Genomic DNA, 22,502 nt, shown 5'->3' with positions numbered 1-22,502 from the left:
TCTTCATTCGTGTTGCGGATGCTGTCGAGGAGGAGTGCTTTGTCGATCGGCTTCTCGAAGCGGTTAAGCATTTCACGCATGCGTTCGACCTGCTGATCAACGGTCGAAACGGCAGTCGGCAGCAGACCGCTCAGTCCGTATTCGGCGCGTTCTTCTTTGGTGAAAGTTTCGCCCTTATTGGCGAAGGGACAGCGAAAGAGGGCGGCGCCGGCCTTGTGACTGCAATTAGACATGGAAAATTCCTCCTTGAGAACGCGGAAAATACTGTGCTCGAACGGATTCCGAGACGTACTCGAGACACAGTCCAACGATGCATCTTATCGGCTGCAGGACCAAAAAACTTTGACATACCTAAAGGGTGGTATTGAAAACATGCGATTTCAACCGGAATACGGAGGTGGCGCAAGGCTTAGGCTGGACCTTGACCGCTGCCTTTGCGGCAAAGTTAAATCGGACGTCAGCTGCCGCGGCAAAATTTTTGCAGGGCATCGCTGCTGATGTTCTGACGAAATTTGGAATTACCGGCAGTTCTCTGACATGAAAAAAGGAGAGCCCGGCAGGACTCTCCTCATTGCAGCAGCGGATTGGGAAAAGGCTATGGGAAATACCAAAAGCCTGGACCGAAAAATGGGCCGTGCATCCAGCCGCCTTGGTAATAAAGCTGCAGGCGGCGGCGATCCGCTTCGGCACGTTTAGCGCGCTCTTGAGCCTGCTCCAAGGCAAACCGAAGATCTTCTTCCAAGCCAGGCGCATCGGCCGGGCGTTGCAGCTCAATCTGCGCACCGTATTTGAAATCACGCACGACATACGGCGCTTCGGTAGCGGCTTTAGCGCCGGAGGGCCACGTGGCTACAAATCCCGGGACTTTGCCCAGATTCGCTTCAAGCGTGTCGCGGTCATATTCGATGGTAACGGGTGCGCGGCCATAGGTTTCGCTGCCGTCGGCACTGGTGATGACGGCGCCCTCGGGGTCGCTTGCGACAGAAACGTAAGTCGTGCAGCCCGAAAGAAGCAGTACGGTTCCAAGTACTCCAAGAACCGTGAATTTGGCAGATCGGCGCATGATCGGGAAGCCTCCGAAATCCATAAAACAATCATTGAGGCGAAGATTCAGCATCTCCGCTTTGTCCGTCTTTGACTATAGCTCAGACCTTTTGAGTGCATTGAGGAAAGCGTTGCAGACTATTTCAAGGAGGTTCGGGCGAGGATTTTTTTATATTTCGATAGCGTTGTAGCGTTTGGCTTCTTCTCTGGCGCTTTGAAGCAGCACGCCGCGAACCCACTGCAGGAATGGATCCGTATGCGCCCCATGATGCCAAATAATCGCCGGCGTAAAGGGGGAAACTTCCGGCGGTGCAGGCAGCACTCGGAGATTGCAGTCCGGTAGCCGCAGGCAGTGCATCAAAGTTACAACGGGGCCAATGTAGACATAGTCCGTGTCCGCAAGCACATAGGGGACGCCGAGGAAATAGGGCAGCGAAATACCTACCTCAAAGGCATATTGCTGATAAGCCACAGGAGAAAGCTCCGGTGTTCCCGGCAAATTCATCATCACGTGCTTAAAAGCACGCAAATCATCGAGTTCAATTCTTCCGGCCTTTTCGTATTTCTTGATGAGCGGGTGACCTTGCCGAACAAGAATGCCGCGGCGGCTTTGATAAAGTTCAAGCCGATGGAAGTCCTTCGGAACTGTGTCTAATGGGTAAACGGCAATGTCGGCGCGGCCAGCGCGAAGCTGCTCCAAAAAATCCCCGGAGAGCGGATTGAGTTCAATAGAGGCGTTGGGTGCGTCCTTGGCCATCTGACGAACCAGCAGCGGAAAGACCGTCATCACGGCGCTGTCGGCCGCAAGCAGCCGAACAATTCGACGGCTGTCGGCTAACCCCACGTTGTCACGCGAGAGGAGCGCCCCGCCGGCGGCGAGGAGGTCAAGCACGCGGGGCAGAAGTCTGCGCATGCGCATCGTCGGGAGCATGGTGACGCCAGATCGGATAAACAACTCGTCGTCAAAGACTTCGCGCAGATGTGAAAGTCTTCGGGAAGCGGCCCCCATGCTGATGCCGTACTGCGAAGCGGCGGTCGTGAGACTTTTTGTCTTGGCTACCGTCACAAGGAAGCGCAGCTCTTCAAGCGAAAGGTCGGGCTGCGGAGTGTCTAAAATCGCCATGATGCTGTTCCAATTCCAATATTAAACATCGTAATACAAAATCGGTGACGTAAAGAAGAATCATTCCTTTCGTCGAGATGAAGGTCGGACGTGTTTCGCAATCTTGATTGTCTGGCTTGCAATTGGATCACTTTTTCTAGTTTCCGGATAATTGGGCCATGTCTCAGATTTACGCTGACGAAGTTATTCCGCCTCGTGCCGCTGACAGCCGGGGGCAGAACAAAACAAACGCTGAAGATGCGGGTTCAGATTGGGATTTCTTGGAACTTAATGGCAAAGCGGCCTCCGAGCACAGCAGCACAATGCAGGGCGACGGATCCATTACGCTCAAATCCAGCAGGGATGAGGCCGTTCTCCGTAAGGGGGCGCATTTTCGCGGAGCGCCGGATACGCCTTCTCCGACGCTTTCCCAAAAAACAGAGCCGGATACAGGGGACAGGGCTTTCAGAGAGGTTCTGGCTCGTCTGAAAGAAGCTCAGCACAGGGCTGCCGCCGACGGAGCCGCTGCAGGCGGTGTTTTTCGGGCCATGGGGATGGCGGCTGCCGACTATGAGGATGTCAGCGGGCAGCGGCAGCGCTTTCTCGCTTTCTGTCCGGCCTACGACATGATGACGCAAGGTCAGCTTCGCACCTATTTTGCCTGGCGGACCGATGTGCGTCGGGCGATGGCCGCGGCGCAGCCCGTTCCGCGGCCGGTCTCCTCGAGCTATGCCGTGCTTTATCTGATGGAGCTTGTGAACGGCATTGGAGCGAGCGGTCCTGAAGAGAGCTACCAAACGGCCCAACATTTTTGGGAGGCTTACCGCCGATTTGACTTTACGATCGACCGGCTGGCCTTAAGCTGGCTGCAGGATCTCGCGGACTATTGGGGGCTCAACGGCGGCCATCTGCCTCGGAATATCTGGTCGCAGCCGAAGGTGCCCAACGATCAGCATCTGCGGGCACTGATCGATTGTCAGGCGGCCTTGGGTGACGATCTTGCCGTCGGAGGGTTCCTCTTTACGCTTTCGGACTATGCGCCGGAAAAAAATGCATTTTTCAAGCTTACTGGAGCTTCACAGCCTTCAAAGCAGGAAGGCATGGATGAAGAGCGCCTCACAAAAGTATTTCGTCTTGCGGGAGCTGCCTGGCGACAATGGGTGCAGGACGTTCCTCGTTCGCAGCGCTTAAAGATGCTCGGGTGCGCTGCGGGAGCGAGACGGCGGCTTTTTCAGAACGGTCTCTTTGACATGACGCAGGCGCCGGACCGTTCGGTGGTGACTGCGGACGGCAGAACGCTGATTTTTTCCGACGGCTTATGCTTTGAAGAACGCATTGCCGAATCGCGCACGTCCCGAATGATGTTTCTGGCTTTCCTGAAGCAAGCGGAAAACATGCTCCGACGGCAGACGCCGGGTTTTAAACCGGTAAAGAATTTGGCTGACCCGTCCGTTGTTGAGGCCTTTGAGACCGTTGCTGCAAATGAAGCTGAGGCCAGGCGGCGGGCTGCCAACCCGGCGCGCAAAATTGACTTCACACGGCTGGGGAATATTCGCACGGATGCGGAGGTCAATCGTGATCGTCTGGTGCTTGCCGAAGAAATCGCAGAAAGTGCTCAGCACGATGACCAAGCGGCGTATGAGGAGCCTCATCCATCCGAAGCAGTGCAATGCCTCTTAGCCCGACAGAGCGAAATGCTCGATGGCTCTTCAGCCGTGGATTCATCAGCATTACGCAGAACGGACAAAAAAACGACAGCACCTGCGCCGGCAATGCCGCAGCCGCAGTTTGAGCCGGAATCCGTGCCGCAGTCGGGCGCTTTAAAGGTTTCTCCGGCAGGTGCGGGCCTGACGCCGGAGCTTCAGAGCGCACTGACAGAACTGCTTCACCACGGCCGGACGGACTGCGCAGGTCTTTCTCCCGCGATGTTTGTGGACCGCATCAATGAGCTTCTTTTTGATGCAGTGGGCGATGCAGTGCTGGAAATGAGGCCGGCGGGACCGGCCGTCATTGAGGATTACATTGACGACGTGAAGCGTATCATTTTATGATGCTGATCACACAAAGAGTCCCCTAAATTCACAGCGATGTCTACCTCTGATACCTCAAAGTCTTCACCGCAAAATCCGCAGGCACGCTCAGCCGCGTCCGGTTCAGCCAGCGCTGAACACCCGTCGCCGCAGCCGCTGAAACCGCCCAAACGGATAGCCCGCACGATTCTGGCGGCTTTGAAGGGCGGCGTTGTGCCGCGCATCGGACTGGGGTGGATTGCCGTAGGCCGCAGGCTCGAGATTGAAGCGCTTTTAAACGACATGGAAGTTGTGCGCGACGGCGGTGCGAGCTTTCGCTTCATCGTCGGGCGGTATGGCGCCGGGAAGAGCTTTTTGCTCCAGACGCTTCGCACCTACGTCATGGAACGCGGCTTTGTGGTGGCGGATGCGGACCTTTCGCCCGAACGGCGTTTGGCCGGCACGAAAGGACAAGGGCTCGCCACTTATCGTGAATTGGTGCAGAACTTCGCAACGAAAACCATGCCCGAAGGCGGAGCGCTCGGATTGATTTTGGAGCGCTGGATGGCTGGGCTGCGGGCGGAACTGGCCGCCGAAGGCGTCCAGCCCGGAACGCCTGAATTTCTCGCCGGCGGCGAAGCCCAAATTCTCGAGCGCATGCATGCTTTGGGCGAAGTGCTCCACGGCTACGAGTTTTCGCAGCTGCTTATTCGGTATTTCCGTGCAATGGAAACCGGCGAGGACGAAGTCCGCGCCCGTGTCGTGAAATGGCTGCGCGGAGAATACCCGACGCGCGCACAGGCTAAAGCGGAGCTCGGCATCAATTTGGTGGTCTCCGATGACAACTGGTACGACTTTCTGAAGCTCTTTGCATTGTTTCTGCGCGGCGCGGGCTATGAGGGGCTGCTGATACTCATCGATGAGCTCGTTAATCTCTACAAAATTCCAAACAGCGTCTCGCGGCAAAACAACTACGAAAAGATTCTCACGATCTACAACGATATGCTCCAAGGGAGAGCTCGCGGGTTAGGCGTCATCATGAGCGGTACGCCTCAGGCTGTTGAAGATCAGCGCCGCGGGATCTTCAGTTATGAGGCGCTGCGCTCGAGGCTCGCTGCCGGCCGGTTCAGTCAAGATGGGCGCCGGGACATGATGGCGCCGGTGATTGAATTGGAGCCCCTGACGCCCGACGAACTGCTGGTTTTGATCGATAAGCTTGCCCATATGCACGCGGACTTATTTGCCACGGGTCTCGTGCTGAGCGATCAGGCGCTCGCACGCTTTCTCGAGCTCGAATATGACCGCGAAGGCGCGGCCACGCACCTGACGCCTCGAGAAATCATCCGCGACTTCATCGAAGCGCTCAACATTCTGGCGCAAAATCCGGACCTCACCGTTGATGCGCTTTTTGGCACTAAGGCGTTCCAGAGCGCAGAGCATTCTGAGGGTGACGGCGAGGCAGAGGACGAGTACGCTGAATTTAATATTTAACGCAAGAGGCAGCTGATGACCGTCTTTGAGCGCTACGCACCGTTTGTTCAGGACTTCATCTATGCGCATCGTTGGGAGAAGCTGCGGTCGGTGCAGGTGGCGGCGGGCAATGCAGTCTTTAATACCGATAAGCATGTGCTGCTTTGCGCCTCAACGGCCTCGGGCAAAACGGAAGCCGCCTTTTTTCCGATCCTGACGCTCCTTTCGGAAGAGCCGCCGGCTTCTGTCGGCGCGCTTTATATCGCGCCGCTCAAGGCGCTGATCAACGATCAGTTCGAGCGTTTGACGGATCTCTGCGCCGAAGGCGGCATCCCCGTCTGGGCATGGCACGGAGACGTTGCTCAATCGAGAAAGCGTAAACTCATTGAGCATCCTTCGGGCATTCTCCAAATCACTCCTGAATCGCTCGAGGCATTGCTGCTCAGGAAGCATTCCGTCATTCCGAGACTTTTCGGCGATCTGCGCTTCATCGTCATTGATGAAATACATTCTTTGATGCGCGGCGACCGCGGCGGGCAGACCATGTGTCTGATTGAACGGCTTGCGCGTCTATCGGGATCGGATCCGCGCCGCATTGGTTTGTCGGCCACGATCGGTGATCCGCAGAAAGCGGCGGATTTCCTCTGCGGCAGTTCCCGGCGAGGCGCAGTAGTGCCGCAGTTTGAGCAGCCGCCCGTGCGCTGGCGCTTGGCAATGGAGCACTTTTTCATTGCGAAGAAAGAGGAGCCGCACCGCACGGACTACGCGCCCGTGATGGTGGATGCGCAGGTCAGTGACCAGTCGGCTGCGGATGCCTCCGATGCAGGGAAAGCTGCGGGCGACGCACTTCGACAGGCGAGTCAAAAACCAAGACCGGGGGCTCATTCAAGCAAGGCCAGTGCTCAGCTTGAATTGGAATCCGCTTCCGACCAGGCGCCGGCTTCGGCGGATCCCGGACTGGCCTATGTTTTTGAGCATTCGGCGGGCAGAAAGTGCCTGGTTTTTTCCAATTCGCGCGAAGAGTGCGAGGCGGTTACCAGCACGCTGCGCGAATACTGTCGCCGGGCAGGCGAGCCGGAACGTTTTCTCATTCATCACGGGAATCTCTCCACGCCGCTGCGGCTTGATGCCGAAGCGCTGATGAAGGAGGAAAACGCACTGCTTACCGTCTGCACGACGGCCACGCTCGAGCTCGGCATCGATATCGGCAGGCTCGAGCGGGCTTTTCAGATCAATGCACCTTTTACCGTATCGGCATTCCTGCAGCGCATGGGTCGCACCGGCAGACGTGGGTCACCGCCTGAAATGCGTTTTGTTATGCGTGAAGATGAGGTCGACAGCCGGGAAATGCTTCCCGCTCAGCTGCCGTGGGAGCTGATTCACGGCATCGGATTGGTCGAAAGCTGGCGTGAGGACCATTGGGTGGAGCCGCCGCGGCTGGAACGCCTGCCCTTTAGCCTGCTCTACCATCAGACCATGGCAACGCTCGCCTCGGAGGGAGAGCTCACACCCGCAGAACTTGCTCGGCGCGTGCTGACTCTTTCGCCCTTCAGACGCATTTCACCGCAGGACTACCGCACGCTTTTGCTGCACCTTTTGGACACGGATCACATTCAGCGCACCGAACGCGGCGGTCTCATCGTCGGACTCGCCGGAGAGCGGGTCACCTCCGGCTTCAAGTTCTACGCGGTCTTTCAGGAAAACGAAGAATATTCCGTTCGTGCTGACGGCCAGGAGCTTGGCACGCTGGTGCAGCCGCCGCCCGCCGGCGAAAAAATCGCCATTGCAGGACGCGTGTGGGAAGTCGAAGAGGTTGACCCCAAGCGTCATATTGTCTGGTGCAGACTGACGGAAGGACGCGTTCCAGCGTTTTTCGGCTTATGTCCGGGCGACATTCATACGCACATTCTGGAAAAAACCTGTGAAGTGCTATGCTCAGACACGGATTATCCATACCTCATGCCCAATGCGCGAAAACGACTCGCACAGGCAAGAAGCCTGGCGCAGCATTCCGGCATGACGACAACTCCGCTCATTAATCTGGGCGGCAGCTTCTGGGCGCTTTTCCCGTGGCTCGGGACCTACCCGTTTCTGGCGCTCGAGCGGCTGATCCGCATCCATGCTGCCGCAGACATTGGTCTGACGAACTTTGAAACGTCGCGCCCTTGGTTCATTGTCCTGCGCATGAAAGCATCCGCACCGGAATTTTTCCGTGCGCTTGCGGATGCTGCCGATCGAGTTCAGGATCCCATGTGTTATCTCTATCCGGATGAAGTGCCGCTCTTTGAAAAGTACGATGAGGCGCTCCCTGCTGAGCTCGTCCGCAAAGGATTTGCCTGCGGCGTGCTCGGCATTGATGAAATGCGGGCCCGAGTAAAAAGCTGGGCCGGCGCTTTTCAAGGCGGGACGGAATCGGCTGCAAGACTGCAGGCCGAAGACGGCCGGCAGCTCTCGGGCAGCTCGCAGGGGGCTGCACCATAAAGAAGCCGCTCACAGCGGTTTGGCTTTGAGCGGCTTGAGATTGGGACCGTGCGTTTCCGTGTCAGAGTTTATGCGGTTCGCCCACCTCACGCGAGAGATCGTCGTGAGGCAGCAGTGCGGAGCCCGTACGGAAATAAACGCCAAGGCAAAAGAGCGCGCTGATCGTGATGAAAGTGCCGCCCACGAAAGCCACAGGCGTAAAGCCGAAATGCTGCGAGACGAGGGATCCGACAAACGCTCCGCCGCCAATGCCGATATTGAAGATGCCCGAATAGAGCGATGTTGCGACGTCCGCAGCATCGGAGGCCACCACAAGCACGCTGGCACTGAGCGCCATGCAGATTGCCGTCTGAGCAGCGCCCCAGAGCAAAAGCAGCGGCACGAGCGAGAGCCACGAAGAGCATAGCGGCACCAGGAGAAAGAGCGACATCGAGAGAACCACCAGCGGAACCGTGAGCGAAGCCGAAGGATAGCGGTCAACCGTCTTAGAGCTCAGCACTGTGCCGATAATGCCGGCCAGACCAAAAAGAAGCAGAACATCTACGACGTCCGAACCAGACATCCCCGCGGAGTGCTCGAGAATCGGGCTGATGAACGAATAGGCGGTGAACTGCCCCAGCATCGTGATCATCGTGACGCCGTAGAGCTGCAGCAGTGCAGGACGCTTGAGAATGACGGGCAGGCTCTTAAGCGAGCCGGCACTCCTGCTCGGACACTGCGGCAGGACATACCAGAGGAGCATAAGCACTAAAAAGGCCGCTGCGCCGATGACAAAGAAGGATTCCGCCCATCCGAAGAGGTGCCCCATTTTGGTTCCGAGCGGGACGCCCAGAACCGTTGCAACGATGGTGCCGCCCATAACGGCAGCCAAGCCGGTGGCTCGTTTGCCCGCCGGCGCCATGCGTGCGGCGAGCGGATTCATGATGGACCAGAAGATCGAATGCGCAAGCGCGACGCCGATGCGGGTAGCGTAAAGCGACCAGAAGCTGTCGACCCACAGAACGGCGAAGTGGCAGATTGCAAAGAGTCCGAGGAGGAAAAGAAGGAGCTTCTTACGCTCAAAGCGGGCGGTAAGAAGCGCGAGCGGCAGCGACATGATCGACACCACCCAGGCATAGCCGGTAATAACGAGTCCCATGAAGGAGACAGATTCGTTGAGGCTTGCCGCCATGTCGGGCAGCAGCCCGACCGGCAGGAATTCTGAAGTGTTGAAGACGAAGGCGGCAAACGCAAGACCGATCACCGGAATCCAAGCTCGAAAGCCGGTTTGAGCGCTCTGAGATGCAGACATCGTAAGATGAAACTAAAAAAGAAGAGAAAAAGGAGTCGACGCCGTGCGGCGAGTTCAGCTCCGGAACCGCGCATCTTAGCATTTCGGCGGAAGGGAAATCCCTAGTTTAAGGGACTGCTGAAAGAATTGTGCTGGATTTGATCTGGTTTGCGTCAAACATTTGCTTGAGACGAATATCGACGCACAGCGCACGATAATGACGGAGGAAAGCCTTCATTTTCAGGCGGTGCGAAGGATGCGTATGCTGAAAAACTTCCGGTTCATTCGTATTCATTTGGCTGCGGCAGCAGTGCTGATGGGCGGCATCTTAGTGCTTCCGCCGATGGCTGCAGCAGAACCTTCAAGCAGTATTTATGATGCGTCGGGGCGTTATCTTGGCCGTATCGATGCGGATGGACGGGCGTATGACCGCAGCGGCCGGTATCTGGGAAAAACAGATGCAGACGGGCGGGAGTACGATGCTGCCGGTCGATACCAAGGACGCACCGACGAGAGCGGACGCCGGTACGATGCCTCCGGGCGCTTTACCGGCCGCACCGATGCAGACGGGCGCGTCTATGACGCCGCAGGACGTTATCAAGGACGGACAGATAAAAACGGCCGGCGCTATGACGCGTCCGGCCGGTATTTAGGACGGGAAGACTTTCGTTAGTGATCTCGTCCAGACAGAGCGAGCGGTTACTTGAGATGGTCGAGGATCGACTTGGCCGGGAAACCCAGCGACTGCGCTGCAATAACGACTTCATCGGGCTTAAGGTGAAGCGCAGCGGAAATCTTGTCGGTGCGAAAGCCCGTACGAGCAACGCAGGCGAGATTCATGGCTGCGGCAGCCAGATAGACCGACTGCAGTTTGATGCCGACGTCCAGCGTGCAGGCGCGGATGCGTGCTTCTCGAATTTCAGCTTCGTCAACGGCCGTCTTCTTGATTTTCGGAGCAATGGTTTCTACGGCGTTGGAGAGAAAATTTCGGGTGCGGGCATAGTTGGCAACGAAAACGAGCTCAACGGGCGGCACCGTGAGCTGCGTTTGAAGCAGATACGTCTGATCACGAACGTCATGGAGTGAGCAGAAGAGCACGCCGTTTCGTTCAGGAACCCAGCGCCAAATGCCGTTTGCCTTCAGAACATAGATATCCGTTTCGCGCCAATTGAGCGCGGTAGCAGTCGTCCGCCGTCCGCCCTTGCGGTTGATGCCGTCAGCAGCGTAGAGAATGTTCGAGAGGAGCTGATCGGGGAGCGGTTCGTTGCTGAAGTTGCGCTGCGAGCGGCGTTCGTTCAACGCCGTAAGCACAGACATATCCATGCCCTGCGGGGCCGGCAGGGGGCGGAAGACTTCGCCTTCAGAGCGACGTTCGCCAAAGCGGCGGTCGATTTCGGCGCGCAGTTCATCAAACTGATCACCGAGTTCATTGGTTATTTCTGCAATAGCTGCAAGGGCCTTTTTTTGAATCTTCATTTGGAGTTCCGGGCGTATTCGTCCGGCCTGCTAATAAAATGTCGCTCGCCGCGTGCTCAACCGCCAATCATTGCGGGAGCTTCCGGCTGTCGACGATGTCGGCTTGTGCAAGAAAGGAAGTGCTGTGGCAATTCAAATTGAAAGGATACAAGAACCCGACGGTGCAATAAGCTTCCGGATCTCAATGCCGGCGGAAAAAGCAGAAGCTTTTGCGTCGCTCATCAAGGCTGCTTTTCGGCTCGCGGGCGAGGAACCGGCAGTGTGGGATTCCGCCTTGGGTTTGACGCAGATCTCGGGCAGCAGACCGGCTGAGGCGCCCGGCGTGGCGTTGAAGCGCCTGCGTCAGGAAAACCACATGACTCAGCGCGAAACTGCTCGGCTGCTCGGCTGCACCCAGGCGCGCATCTCCGATATGGAAGCAGGCGTAAAGCCTATTTCAGCCGAAGCCGCACAGCTTTTTGCCAAACGCTTTGGGGTCTCTCCCGCACTTTTTCTGAAATGAGTCATTGCCTTCAAAGGTCGATGTCAAAACCCGCACGTCGGGCGGCAATGAGCGCTTCGGTGCGGTTCGATGCACCAAATGAGCGGTAGATCGCGGCAACGTGTGTTTTGACTGTTCCTTCAGAAAGATCGAGCTCTCGGCAGATGCGCTTGATGGGGGCGCCCTTGGCAAGCTGAGCAAGGACGTCAAGCTGACGATCCGTCAGATGCGGCGGAGCCGATTCGGGTGCTTTCAAACGTGCGGCTGTGCGGGTGAAAAAGCCGTCCTTTTGACTTTCGGTCAAAAGCTTTGAAGGAATGTACACGCCGCCCTTAAGCACAAAATCGATGGCACTTGAGAGCAGTTCCGTGTCGAGCGATTTAGGCACAAAACCTGCGGCACCGAGCTGCAGCACGCGCATGATGCTTTCCTGGTCCGCGAGGCCCGATACAACGAGAATTTTGAGCATCGGCTGACGGCGGACGATCTCCTCCATCAGTTCCGTGCCGGTGACGCCGGGGAGCGACAGGTCCAGGATGAGCAGATCGGCATCACCTTCACGGTCGACCAACTCAAGAGCGGCATCGGCCGTCGCTGCCGTGTGTACGTCCGCTTCCGGATCGCGGTCTTCAAGAAGGAGCGTAAGGGCGCCAGCAACCAGTGCATGGTCGTCAACGATCAAATACTTCATCGGAATGCCTCAGACGATCTCAGCAATAAGCACTGAGACTGCAGTTCAAGCGGTGCGCACTGCACCATAATTCGAGAATCTGAAAAGTGTAGCGGATGCGCGCAAAGGCGAAAGGTGTCTGACAGGTCAATTTGCCGATTTGCGCGCAACGATATGTGTCTTATGTCTACTGAAGTTTCATTTGCTGCTTCGGATAGCGCGTCGGCGTCTTTTGATGCGCTTCTTGCACGCCTCTCACACTCTCGTTTTAGAAGCCGCTTTCATTTAGGGGCTGCCGACATTGAGCTCATCGGCCGAAAAAGTCTCCCTGTAGTGCGCGAACACGCCGTGCGGTTTCTCTTGGAGCGTCTCGCGCCGGCCAACCCCGTCAACGACGGCAGGCAGACGCCGTGGCGCGGACATCCGGTTTTTCGGGCTCAGCATGCCTGTGCCTGCTGCTGTCGAGGGTGTCTCTTCAAGTGGCAGCAGATTCCGCCGGATCGCCCGTTGTCCGCCGAGGAGGTTGAACGTCTGGCGGATCTTTTGATGGCGTGGATTTCGCGAGAACTGGTTCGTGCAGGAAGGGATCCCCAAACTTATCAGGTGCCGCATACGGCCGAGTCTTCCCCTTCAAGCTCCAATAAGACCAGGAAGCGCAAACGAGCTGAAGCCCCAGGTTCCCGAAGCGCGAAAGCGTCGTTTGCCGAACCTTCCCTTTTTGATGAAGTCTGAAGACCGCCCGCGTTAAGCACTTGCGTTTAAGCACAAAAATGAAGCCGCCGCAGCAAAGAGCTGTCGGCGGCTTAAGAGGGGCGCCTGCAGGGCATCAGCGCTGCAGATCCTGCGGGCGATTAATTTTCGTTGCCCGTCGGCGTGAGACCGTGACGAGCTGCCCAGGTCCAGGGGTTGGCGAGCCAGTCAATCAGGACTTCGCGCTGCGCCTGATCAATCTTGCCGACCTCAACCGCCTTGTCGAGAACCAGCGTGAAGTCGAGCAGTTCGTGGCAGACAACCTTCTCGTTCTGGAAGAGCTTGATCGTTTCATCGATCCCGAAGGACGTGATGGCGAGGCAGTCCTCCACAATCCCTTCTTCAGCTTTGATGCCTTCAACAGCCGAGAGCAGTGAAAGACCCGTCGAGATGTGATCTTCAATGATGAGAATGCGCTTGCCCTTCACGGAGGAACCTTCCACACGGCTGTGGTCGCCATAGGTCTTCGGGCGCTGGCGCACGAAGATTGAAGGTTTGCCGAGGCGATAAGCCAGAGCTGCCGCGTGGGAAACACCGGCGCCTTCAACGCCGGCAATAATGTCGAACTTCAGACCGAGCTGGGCAATGCGCGAGCACATCGTTTCGATGATGTCGCGCCAGGCATCCGGATGCGCGGTCAGCGAGCGGTTGTCGACGTAGATCGGCGTGACGAGTCCGGACTTCAGACGCATCGGGCTGTCGGTCATGAAGGAGACAGCGCCGTAGTTGATGAGGTGGCCGGCGAGGATGTCGTTGGCAATAGGGGAAACGTACATTTGGAATTGGCTCCTCAGTCTGAATTAGTCGATGCCGATCGCCTTGCGGCCGTTGACGGTGGCGATCTTCACAAGTTCGTCGAAGTAGTCGAAGCGGCAGCCCGTAGCGAGCGTGGTCATTTCATGCCACATGTCGCCGGCGTTCCAGGGAACCATGGCGTCGCAGACATTGTCGGTACCCAGTGCGACCGTGATGCCGGCCGGAACCATTTCATCAACCGGCGTCATGGAGTTATGCATCGGCACGAGCTCTTCGGAGCGCGGCGTATCAATCCAGGCCGTCGGGCAGGCGATCATCATCATTTGAGCGCGGCGCATCAGTGCATAGAGGCGTTCGCGGTAGGCCTTGGAGTGTGCGCCGATCGAAATGCCGTGAATGGCGACCACGCGGCCTTCCATGCCGTGCTCGATCGTTTTTTCGCAGAGCTGTTCGGTTTCGTATTCGAGCGACTCATTGAACTGGTCAACGTGCACGTGAACCATCTTGTTGCGTTCTTTGGCCGTCGAGAGAATGATGTCGAAGGCTTCGGCTCCCTTGCCGTAGTCGCGTTCGTCGCGCTTAGGCAGCGCGCCGATGATGTCCACGAGATCGGCGCCGATGTCGAACCATTTGCGGGCTTCCGGATGGATGACGCCCTTGAGGGTCTGATTGGCAAACTTGACGGTCAGCTGGTCCTGATAGTGCTCGCGGGCACGCAGACCCGCCATGATGGCGCGGTCTTCGCTCTGCGGGTCGATGTCGACAAAGGTGGCGAGGGCGGTCACACCTTGGGCGATCTGATTTTCAAAGAAAAGGCTGAAGCGGCGGTAGAAATCTTCTTCAGTAGATTCGCGCTTCAGCCGATCCAGCGCATCCCACTTCTGCTGCAGCGTGCAGGTGCGGCGCATTTCAAGCACGTCGGGCGAGAGCGTATAGGCGCGGTCGGCGTGCGCATGCGTGTTGACCCAGCCGCCCGCGGCTTTGATCGCGGGCTCGATCATGTCGCGGATCGTCAGAGGGGCGTTATCAGTCGTGGACATTGACGAAACTCCTTGGGAGAGAGAATAGTGGGAATCCTAACTCTATGAAAACGCCGCGCCCGTGGGCTTCACGAATGCGCGGCTTAAACTTTCGAGAGTTTATAGAACGCTATTATTCTTCGCCAATGATAGCAACAAATCGTTACATATTCTGTCGGCCAGAACGGCTTTTCAGCACTCTGCCGGCTGATGCATGAAATCGATTTGATGCTGCTTAAGAGGTGAGATCTTCTTGATTTTATTTATAAAAATTTCGGATGCGTGACTGGCGGAAAACAAGAATAGTCAGCCATGAAAAGAGTCCGCAGCCGGCAACAATGGCGCCTGCCCGCATCCAGGGCTCTCCCCATGCCATGCGCTGAAGAACAAGTTCCCACGCAGAACGCAGCCATTCAATGCCCCAGAGGACGAGAAGTGCGCTTTGCAGCCAGACCATCCAGCGTTTCGGAATGAAAAGGAGCGGCACGGCAAGGAGCGGCAGCACTGAAACAAAGAGACCTAAGCCATGAAAGAGCAGGTGCGCCGCAAGCAGAATGTGAGCAAGGATCGGCAGGATAAGAAGCAGGAAAGGCATGGCTATTAACTTTTATTGTTGTTTTTGAGGGGCAGGGACGGTGACGGGGTTTGGGCTGCGGGTTTCACTGCCGGTTTGGCCCGGGCGGTGTTGCGGGGCTTGTCCGGCGCTTTGTGCACAAGTTTGTCGACGACATGACTCACTGCCATCAGCGGGTGAGAAAAAATCAGACGGGGACCGGCCCAGCGCATGACTTGCCGTGCGGTTTCCCGTTCGGCGGGTTTATAGCAGTGAATCTTGCAGCTGCCGCAGACGGGTTTGTCTTCGCCGTAAGGACAGCAGGCAAGACGTTTTAAGGCATAGTCGAGAAACGCCTGACATTTTGGGCAGAGCATATGTCCGCTCGTGCCATGGTGATAACTGCAGAACTCCTCGACCATCACCCGTATTGTTTGGGCTTCACTTTTCAGACGCGGGAGATCCTGCAGTCTCGACATGCGGTCCGGACGCGGCGCAGTGCGTGCGTTTGATCCCGCCGGTTTAGATTTGGGGTCAGGCGATGGGGCGGAAGAAACAGAAGTTGGCGCAGGGGTTTCAGACATGGCAGAAAGAGCAGACGAGTGCCGATTTTTTGGCCGCCGGCCGAGGTCTTTGGCGGCGGAAAGGAAAACAAGTTTGCTCGAGCGTAACATTGACGGATCGAAGAATACCTTAATTATGCTTTTTTGATGCAACATTTTCGTCAAACAGCATTCCGGGCAGACATATCTACTTCAAAGGAAAAAACGATGACGATTTATGACCCGACCGCTCTGCGCCGCGAGCTCCATGAAATGCCGGAACTCGCGCTCCACGAGAAACGTACCAGCGCTTATGTTGCTGAAAAACTGAAGGCCCTTGGCATTGAGACGCATGAGAATGTGGGCGGATCAACGGGCGTTGTCGGCATCATCCGCGGCACGGAACCGGGGCCGGTTTTCATGCTTCGCGCCGATATGGATGCGCTCCCCTTTGTCATTGACGGGAAGCCCTGCTGCATTCATGCCTGCGGCCACGACGGGCATACCGCTATGCTCCTCGCAGCGGCGAGCAGACTGAAGGATAAAATCAAACGCGGGACGCTCAAGCTCCTCTTTCAGCCGGCAGAAGAAACCCTTCAGGGGGCGCCCGTCATTATTAAGGCCGGCGTCATTGACGACGTGGATTACGCGCTGGGCGCCCATATTCGCCCGATTCAAGATGTCCCGGCCGGCATGCTCTGCGCAGCAGTTCGGCATACCGCTTCAACCACTCTCACGATTGTCATTAAAGGGCGCGGTGCTCACGCATCCCGTCCGCATCTCGGCATCAATGCCATTGATGCGGCGTGCGCCTTAATGAACGGCATTCAGGCGATCTGGCTTGATCCGAAGATGTCTTGGTCGGCGAAGGCGACGCAGATTCATGCAGACTCAGGAGCTACCAATACAGTGCCGGATCTTGCCCGCATTACTTATGACTGCAGGGCGCAGACCAATGAACTGATGGATGATCTGCTCGCGCAGATCCGCCGAGTGGCTGCCGGAACTGCTGCAGCCTACGGCGCCGAGGCGGAAGTGATTCTGCGTGATCAGAGCCCGGCTTGTCTCTATGACGACGATTTTGTGGCTGAAGTGGCTGACGCCATCAAGGAAACCGCCGGCCCTGATAAGCTCGCGCCCGACTGCGGCGGCGGCGGGGAAGACTTCCATAACTACAAGCTTGCTCGTCCTGAAATCAAGGCCGCCTATTTTGGCGTGGGTGTCGGAGCAGCGCCGGGACTTCATGCCCCCACAATGCATTTTGACGATACGCTGCTGCCGCTCGGCGTGGCAGTTTTTGAAAACGTTGTGCTTCGTCATCTCGGCTGAGCGGCGTTTCGGGCGATTGGATGCCCCGGTTCCGGCGCAGTTAAGCCGGAACCGGCATGAAAAAAAGCCGCAGTTCTTGCTTCATTTGAACTGCGGCCTTTAAATTCGCCGGCAGAAGGATTAAAGACTCATACGCAGAATCTCAAGGACGCCGCTGCGGCTGATCGGACGCAGTGCGCCGTCAAAGGACCACCAGATCTTGGCCACATGATCGGCCATTTCTTCAAAGTGCTTGTCGTCGATGCCGACTTCGGAGAGCTTAGAAGGCAGGCCGATGGATTTGAAGAATTCGGCTGTTTTTTCGATAGCCTTTTGAGCGTTTTTCATGACGTCGTCCTGGGGATTCAGATGCCAAACGCGAACGCCGTACTGCGCAAAGCGCGGAGCCGTTTCCGGCGTCAGACTCCAGCGCATCCAGTTGGGCGTGAGAATAGCGAGACCGACGCCGTGGGTGATGTCGTAGAAGGCAGAAATCTCATGCTCCATGCCGTGGCAAGGCCAGGGACTCGGAGTTCGGCCGATCGAAAGTAGGCCGCAGCAGCCAAACGAACTCACCATCATGAGCTGGGCGCGGGCTTCATAGTCGTCGGGAGCCGCAATGGCCTTGGGCGCATACTCAAAAACAGTCCGCAGAACCCCTTCGCACATGGCATCCGTGAAGGGATTGCCTTCTTTAACGAGATACTGCTCGAATGTGTGAGAGATGATGTCCGCCGATCCGGCCGCGGTCTGATTGGCCGGTACCGTGAAGGTGTAGGTCGGATCCAGAATGGAGGCTTGCGGAAAGAGATTTGAGGCGGCGAGGAACATCTTTTCATTCGTCGCCGAATTGCTGATGACGCCGGAATTGTCGTAGTCGCTCCCCGTAGCCGACAAGGTGAGCACGGCGCAGAAAGGAATGGCGCGGCCAATGCGGCTGTGGTCGAGCACTAAATCCCAAGGGTCGCCGTCATAGTAGGCGCCGGCAGCAATGCACTTCACAGCGTCAATCACGCTGCCGCCGCCGGCAGCAACGATGAAGTCGATTTTTTGCGCTTTGCAGAGTTCAACAGCACGCCGAATCGTGGAAATTTTCGGATTGGGTTCGATGCCGGAAAAGTCGAAGACTTCGTAATCAGAGAGCAGTTCACGCAGTTTGTCGTAGAGACCGATGCGGCGAATGCTGCCGCCGCCCATCGCAAGCAGGATGCGGCTGCCTTTGGCGGGCAAAAGAGAAGGGAGCTCATCAATGCGTCCGCGGCCGAAGATGAGATGTGTGGGCAGATAAAGATCGTAGTTTTCCATGGGGATCTGAATTTTTTTAGAAAAAATAATCCATCAAACCCCTTCACTTGGAATGGCGTTTGAGGATTGAACTGTTGAGCAGTATTTTGCCGCTCGACGGGGACGGCGAAAGCGCGGTTTCAGTCAAAGAACTGCCTGAATTGCTCACCAGTCAACTGCAGCCTGTTTTTTTTTCGCTTGCGGCATGCTTGGGCATGCAGTTAAAGACCATGGGTTCCGGGCGAAGGATTGTTTAATGGCCCAAAGCCAAAAATTCAGCCCTCATATTGGTTAGGGAGGCAAAGCGGCAAGTGCCGCGCTGGCCATCGGCTGTCCCCTGGACGGCCGGATATTCGAGACCAAAAAAGAGATCAAGGGCGGCTAGGCTCTTGAATGGAGAGGAGGCTAGGCAAGTTGAGCGTTTTGCTGAAAACCTCGCGAAGAAGTTACAGCTGAGTCACCTTGATGCCGGCACGCTCGAGAAAGTCCAGTCCCTCGCGGCTTCTGTAAAGCTCGTGATAGAAAACCTGTGAAATGCCGCATTTTTGAATCAAGAGCGCGCAGTGGATGCAGGGGCTGTGCGTAATAAAAATCGCAGCATCTTTGGAGGAATAGCCGTTTTCGGCGAGCTTCGCGATGGCATTGAGCTCCGCGTGCTGGACCTCCGGACGGGTGACGAGTTTGCCGTCAACTTCCATTTCACAGCAGTTGTCGTACCCCGTCGGCATACCGTTCCATCCAAAAGAAATAATGGAGTGGTTTTTCACGATGACGCAGCCAACCTTGAGCCGCTTAGCATAGCTGCGCTCCGCGGCAATCTGTGCAATACGCATATACATCTGGTTGTCTTTGACGATATCCATTCCATTGCTCCAATGACAGCTGTTGCGGTGAGCCGAAGCGAAGAATGAATTCTAGCGAGTCAAAGCGTGGGTTTCAGAGGTGAGCTCAATAAGCTTTTTGGATGACTTGCAAAAAACGAACGCCTTCCAGACCGCTGTCGGGAAGGCGTCGAGCAGCTCAATGTCTGCGCTTAGTTCAGAGTGAAGGCTTTTTCAAGATTAATCGGGAAAGCCTGATAACCGAACGTATCCCAAAGGACAATATCGACGACAGGTGTTGTTTCTCCCCACTTGTATTCACAGATATGAGGATTAAGGCGGCCGAGCTTATTGCCTTTCTTTTCCGGAGAAGCGCCGAGACCAGCTGTCGACCAATACACCATCATCGTGTCGGTATCTTCCATGTACTTTGTGAGACCCGTCACAGGACTGAAGTACGGATGGCCGAGTTCCTTGCCGACCTCCCAGATCTGTTCTACCGTCATCTTCTTTTGATCGATCTTATAGACCACCGCGCGCGAGTACTTCATGTCGGGCAGCGGGGGCTGCTCCATGCCGCGGGCATCACCGTTATCAAAAACAGAGAGGTACAGCACGTCTTTATTGGACTTGGAATCAATTCGCCAGGCGGTGTGTTGAGTCCAGGACCAATCAAAGCTGCCTTCGCATTTAGAGTTTTCACACTTGATGGGTTTGCCGTTGTGGTCGACCGGAGTCAGAACTTTTTCTGCCCAGCCTTTCTTCCAGCCTTCTGGAGATGCCAGAATCCATTTGACCTTCTTATCACGGCCGATTTTCACGATGCCTTGGTGACGAGAGGAAATAATGATTGCATCGTCGGTCGGATCATAGTCAACGGAGTTCACATGCGCCCAATTGCGTCCAGGGCCCGTACCGGCGATATCGCCGAATTGTCCGTTGGCATCCATCTTGGCGAGGTCTTCAGCCGATAGCGTCTGCCCCGACTTTGATTCGTCAATATTGAGGCATACGGCTCCCTGATCCATTGCTTGAACCACATTGGAACGGTACGGGTCAAGAATATCAAACAGTCTGAAGTCGTCGACTACACCGCCGTTCTGATCAATTTCGACGATGACATCTCGAACGGTATGAACGCGTTTGCCGTCAGGACGACGGTAGTCAGAAGAGGCTACACGCAGGAAGCTGTGTCCATTCTGAGCGTTGTCGAAGGCGTGTGAATAGTCCGAATAACTTTCCGGCAGGCGGCGATTGAAGATCTCACGTCCCATCAGATCGTATTTGACATAACGCTGACCGAAGCCCCAGGTAAGTGCGCCGTCATTGGTTTGTTGGAAGCCCATCATGAACCCGGACGTCCAGGGATCCGCCGGGTCATTGATGATGCCGTTGAGAAGATACCAGCGCAGATCACCAGAAGTATCAATAATGCCGACCTGAGAGTTGAAAGCCCACTCCAGAGCACCGCCGGAAGGATTATTCCAAGTGAATCGAGCACCGTGCGGCGAAATCGGCGAAAGCTGATTGTCGACGAGATAGAGGCGATTCTTAAACTGAGGATCTACCTTGATAACTTCAGTTTGAAACATGGTGCCTTTTTGTGCAGGCATGCCATTGGACAGTGTGAAAACGGGCGGTGCATAGAACTGATAGCTTTCAGAGAATTTTTCAGCTTTCCCATTGAATAGGCGTGTGTATTTCACCTCAACCGTATTGAGATAATCTGGATAAAGGCCAAAAATGGGAATGCCGGCATTATTTTTCAGCTGTCGTTTGGAAACTTTATATTTGATTTCCTGTCCGTTTTGCTTGGGCACAATCCGAACTTCAACATCCTGCAGTTCATAGCCACCGTTGCGAATGATGGCCGTGAGCGGGGCAAGTTTGTATGGGTTGACAATGACTTCACCAATGTTGCCTTGAACCGCAAAAGTGACCGCGGGACCTGAAGGGCCCCCGCTTGCGGCAACAAGGCCAGGCAGTGATAGGAGACCTGCAGCGCAGAGCGCAAGCGCCGTCTTTTGAAATTGCATAAACGTGACTCCCTGAGGTGGTTTGACATCGTCGAAGCTGAGCTTTATTCGACATAAAAAGTCTATTAATTCAGGTCGTTATGTTGCATACTCTTTTATCCGATATAAAAATGAAAGGCTGCAATCCTTTTTTGCGAAAAATAAAATGATGAGTGACCACCAAGATACAGATCTGCCTTTGAGTATTCGGGATGAAGCGTTTTGTCAAATTCTGAGACTCATGTGCGGACTTCTAAGGGAGCCCGTTTTGACGCGCGCTGCGGAGAGCTTAGGCATCACAACACCAACGGCATCACGGCGACTTGCCCGCGCGCGAGAGTGGTTCGGAGATGAACTCTTCATTTATTCAGCGGGCCGGATGGTCCCGACGCGCCGAATGATTGAACTTGAACCCGTGTGCCGGCGCATGATTGAAAATTTGGACGAACTTTTTACTTCGCCGCAGCCGTTTGATCCTCGCAAAGCCGAAGGCGTCATCCGTATCGTGGCTGTCGATAATGCGTTTCTTACGCTGCTTTCGCCATTGATTGTTGAATTAGAAGCGACAGTTCCCGGCGTGAAGTTTGAGATTTATGATCGTTATTCGAACATGCTTGAATCCATGCGCGATGCCAAGATCGACCTTGCTATCTATTCAACCGAAGGGAAGGCTGTGCCGGCAGGATTCATTGAAATGCCGCTTTTCACATCTGACCATGTCTTGCTTGTACGCCGCAATCATCCTCTGAAGGCTATTGCTGCGCACAACGGCGGGCTGACTTTCGAAGACACAGCTCGATTCAAACATATCGGTATTGCGCTGGCGATGGGATCCACTGAGAATCGGTTCATTATTGGTCAGCAATGCAATCTGGCTGACAAAATTTCGTGTGAGATGCCTTATTTCGTGGCCGGAGCCTGCCTTTGCTCTGAATCTGATCTTTTAATGCGTATGCCAAGAGAAACAGCGTTGAAGCTCGCGCGTTATTTCCCCGTTGAAATCCTTCGGCAGGAGCGAGGTCTCAAATTACCTTGGCGCCCGGGGCTTTTTTGGTACCGCAGCTCTGATACGCCGCTGCTTACTTGGGTACGGTCAAAAATAACCATTGGCGCGAAGCGGATTTTTGAAGAAGCCGAGGAACTGCTGCCTTTTGACCGTTGATGTATCCTGAACTCCCGGATAGCTGATCCATATTTATATTGGCCAGCATCAATTTTGGCTATTCTTCGGTTCTTAAAGCCTGGTTTTCAACAGCTCTGGAAAGCAGACGGTTAAATTCATGATAATGTGATCCATATCACATAAATATAGATCATAAGGGGGCTTCATGTCCGATAGTCAAAATTGGTACTTCTCTGCCGAAACCAACGCCAAGGGCTATACCTACATCAAGGCCTACCAAACCAAATGGGACCCGGTGCGCAAGCGTTCCCACAGTTTCAATCGCCGT

At 55.7% G+C, this 22,502-nt stretch carries 20 protein-coding genes and 1 pseudogene; 8 read left to right on the top strand and 13 right to left on the bottom strand.

The window, feature by feature from the left end; translation table 11 throughout:
* The 3 genes and pseudogenes from DES29_RS11080 to DES29_RS11070 form a co-directional block, all read right to left on the bottom strand.
* Positions 1 to 233: pseudogene (locus DES29_RS11080) on the bottom strand (NAD-dependent malic enzyme); the annotation flags it as partial.
* 362 nt (positions 234 to 595) lie between these two features.
* Positions 596 to 1,063 (bottom strand): hypothetical protein, encoded by a 468-nt coding sequence (locus DES29_RS11075; RefSeq protein ID WP_016474732.1) that lies wholly within the window; start codon positions 1,061 to 1,063, stop codon positions 596 to 598.
* 150 nt (positions 1,064 to 1,213) lie between these two features.
* On the bottom strand, positions 1,214 to 2,167 hold the full coding sequence (locus DES29_RS11070; RefSeq protein ID WP_021995228.1) for a LysR family transcriptional regulator: 954 nt from the start codon (positions 2,165 to 2,167) through the stop codon (positions 1,214 to 1,216).
* Positions 2,168 to 2,325: 158 nt separating this feature from the next.
* Here DES29_RS11070 and DES29_RS11065 point away from each other — a divergent pair, with 158 nt between their 5' ends.
* From DES29_RS11065 to DES29_RS11055, 3 genes are read left to right on the top strand one after another with little or no spacing between them, the layout of a single operon-like run.
* Complete coding sequence (locus DES29_RS11065) at positions 2,326 to 4,197, top strand: TerB N-terminal domain-containing protein (protein ID WP_021995229.1); 1,872 nt, start codon at positions 2,326 to 2,328, stop codon at positions 4,195 to 4,197.
* A 36-nt stretch (positions 4,198 to 4,233) separates the two neighbouring features.
* Positions 4,234 to 5,646, top strand: a complete 1,413-nt coding sequence (locus tag DES29_RS11060) for an ATP-binding protein (RefSeq protein WP_021995230.1) — start codon at positions 4,234 to 4,236, stop codon at positions 5,644 to 5,646.
* A gap of 15 nt (positions 5,647 to 5,661) precedes the next feature.
* On the top strand, positions 5,662 to 8,106 hold the full coding sequence (locus DES29_RS11055; RefSeq protein ID WP_113854901.1) for a DEAD/DEAH box helicase: 2,445 nt from the start codon (positions 5,662 to 5,664) through the stop codon (positions 8,104 to 8,106).
* 61 nt (positions 8,107 to 8,167) lie between these two features.
* Here the strand turns inward: DES29_RS11055 and DES29_RS11050 are convergent, their stop codons facing one another.
* Positions 8,168 to 9,397: a sugar transporter gene (locus DES29_RS11050; protein ID WP_005429745.1), complete on the bottom strand. Its 1,230-nt coding sequence runs from the start codon at positions 9,395 to 9,397 to the stop codon at positions 8,168 to 8,170.
* A gap of 241 nt (positions 9,398 to 9,638) precedes the next feature.
* Here DES29_RS11050 and DES29_RS11045 point away from each other — a divergent pair, with 241 nt between their 5' ends.
* Positions 9,639 to 10,049, top strand: coding sequence for an RHS repeat domain-containing protein (locus tag DES29_RS11045; RefSeq protein ID WP_113854900.1), 411 nt, complete (start codon positions 9,639 to 9,641; stop codon positions 10,047 to 10,049).
* A 26-nt stretch (positions 10,050 to 10,075) separates the two neighbouring features.
* Here the strand turns inward: DES29_RS11045 and DES29_RS11040 are convergent, their stop codons facing one another.
* Entirely contained in the window at positions 10,076 to 10,852 is a 777-nt protein-coding gene (locus DES29_RS11040) for a nitroreductase family protein (protein WP_046446752.1), read from the bottom strand.
* A 184-nt stretch (positions 10,853 to 11,036) separates the two neighbouring features.
* Between DES29_RS11040 and DES29_RS11035 the strand changes: the two genes are divergently transcribed.
* On the top strand, positions 11,037 to 11,354 hold the full coding sequence (locus tag DES29_RS11035) for a helix-turn-helix domain-containing protein (protein ID WP_021995213.1): 318 nt from the start codon (positions 11,037 to 11,039) through the stop codon (positions 11,352 to 11,354).
* Positions 11,355 to 11,364: 10 nt separating this feature from the next.
* On the opposite strand, the gene DES29_RS11030 is transcribed toward DES29_RS11035, so the two are convergent.
* Complete coding sequence (locus tag DES29_RS11030; RefSeq protein WP_005429749.1) at positions 11,365 to 12,024, bottom strand: response regulator transcription factor; 660 nt, start codon at positions 12,022 to 12,024, stop codon at positions 11,365 to 11,367.
* A gap of 162 nt (positions 12,025 to 12,186) precedes the next feature.
* Here DES29_RS11030 and DES29_RS11025 point away from each other — a divergent pair, with 162 nt between their 5' ends.
* Positions 12,187 to 12,735: a DUF4186 domain-containing protein gene (locus DES29_RS11025; protein ID WP_021995214.1), complete on the top strand. Its 549-nt coding sequence runs from the start codon at positions 12,187 to 12,189 to the stop codon at positions 12,733 to 12,735.
* 119 nt (positions 12,736 to 12,854) lie between these two features.
* On the opposite strand, the gene DES29_RS11020 is transcribed toward DES29_RS11025, so the two are convergent.
* The 4 genes from DES29_RS11020 to DES29_RS11005 form a co-directional block, all read right to left on the bottom strand.
* Positions 12,855 to 13,529 (bottom strand): orotate phosphoribosyltransferase, encoded by a 675-nt coding sequence (locus DES29_RS11020; RefSeq protein ID WP_005429754.1) that lies wholly within the window; start codon positions 13,527 to 13,529, stop codon positions 12,855 to 12,857.
* Between the two features lie 24 nt (positions 13,530 to 13,553).
* Positions 13,554 to 14,549 (bottom strand): amidohydrolase family protein, encoded by a 996-nt coding sequence (locus DES29_RS11015; RefSeq protein WP_005429756.1) that lies wholly within the window; start codon positions 14,547 to 14,549, stop codon positions 13,554 to 13,556.
* Positions 14,550 to 14,787: 238 nt separating this feature from the next.
* Entirely contained in the window at positions 14,788 to 15,123 is a 336-nt protein-coding gene (locus tag DES29_RS11010) for a hypothetical protein (protein WP_005429762.1), read from the bottom strand.
* Positions 15,124 to 15,128: 5 nt separating this feature from the next.
* On the bottom strand, positions 15,129 to 15,665 hold the full coding sequence (locus DES29_RS11005; protein ID WP_240907172.1) for a nitrous oxide-stimulated promoter family protein: 537 nt from the start codon (positions 15,663 to 15,665) through the stop codon (positions 15,129 to 15,131).
* 186 nt (positions 15,666 to 15,851) lie between these two features.
* Here DES29_RS11005 and DES29_RS11000 point away from each other — a divergent pair, with 186 nt between their 5' ends.
* Positions 15,852 to 16,952: an amidohydrolase gene (locus DES29_RS11000; RefSeq protein ID WP_113854899.1), complete on the top strand. Its 1,101-nt coding sequence runs from the start codon at positions 15,852 to 15,854 to the stop codon at positions 16,950 to 16,952.
* 120 nt (positions 16,953 to 17,072) lie between these two features.
* Here DES29_RS11000 and DES29_RS10995 read toward each other — a convergent pair whose 3' ends face one another.
* From DES29_RS10995 to DES29_RS10985, 3 genes are all read right to left on the bottom strand, one after another.
* The gene (locus tag DES29_RS10995; protein WP_021995678.1) at positions 17,073 to 18,236 is read right to left on the bottom strand and encodes an iron-containing alcohol dehydrogenase; all 1,164 of its coding nucleotides are present in this window, start codon (positions 18,234 to 18,236) and stop codon (positions 17,073 to 17,075) included.
* Between the two features lie 425 nt (positions 18,237 to 18,661).
* A complete protein-coding gene (locus DES29_RS10990; RefSeq protein ID WP_016474710.1) occupies positions 18,662 to 19,078 on the bottom strand; it encodes a deoxycytidylate deaminase in 417 nt (138 codons plus the stop codon).
* 170 nt (positions 19,079 to 19,248) lie between these two features.
* Positions 19,249 to 21,072: an aryl-sulfate sulfotransferase gene (locus DES29_RS10985; RefSeq protein WP_021995679.1), complete on the bottom strand. Its 1,824-nt coding sequence runs from the start codon at positions 21,070 to 21,072 to the stop codon at positions 19,249 to 19,251.
* A gap of 145 nt (positions 21,073 to 21,217) precedes the next feature.
* Here DES29_RS10985 and DES29_RS10980 point away from each other — a divergent pair, with 145 nt between their 5' ends.
* Positions 21,218 to 22,213, top strand: coding sequence for a LysR family transcriptional regulator (locus DES29_RS10980; protein WP_021995680.1), 996 nt, complete (start codon positions 21,218 to 21,220; stop codon positions 22,211 to 22,213).
* Positions 22,214 to 22,502 lie beyond the last annotated feature (289 nt).

The organism is Sutterella wadsworthensis (assembly GCF_003315195.1).
GTDB classification, from domain to species: Bacteria; Pseudomonadota; Gammaproteobacteria; order Burkholderiales; family Burkholderiaceae_F; genus Sutterella; species Sutterella wadsworthensis.
Note: the sequence above shows the minus strand (reverse complement) of the source record. Positions and strands in the feature narration are given on the sequence as shown.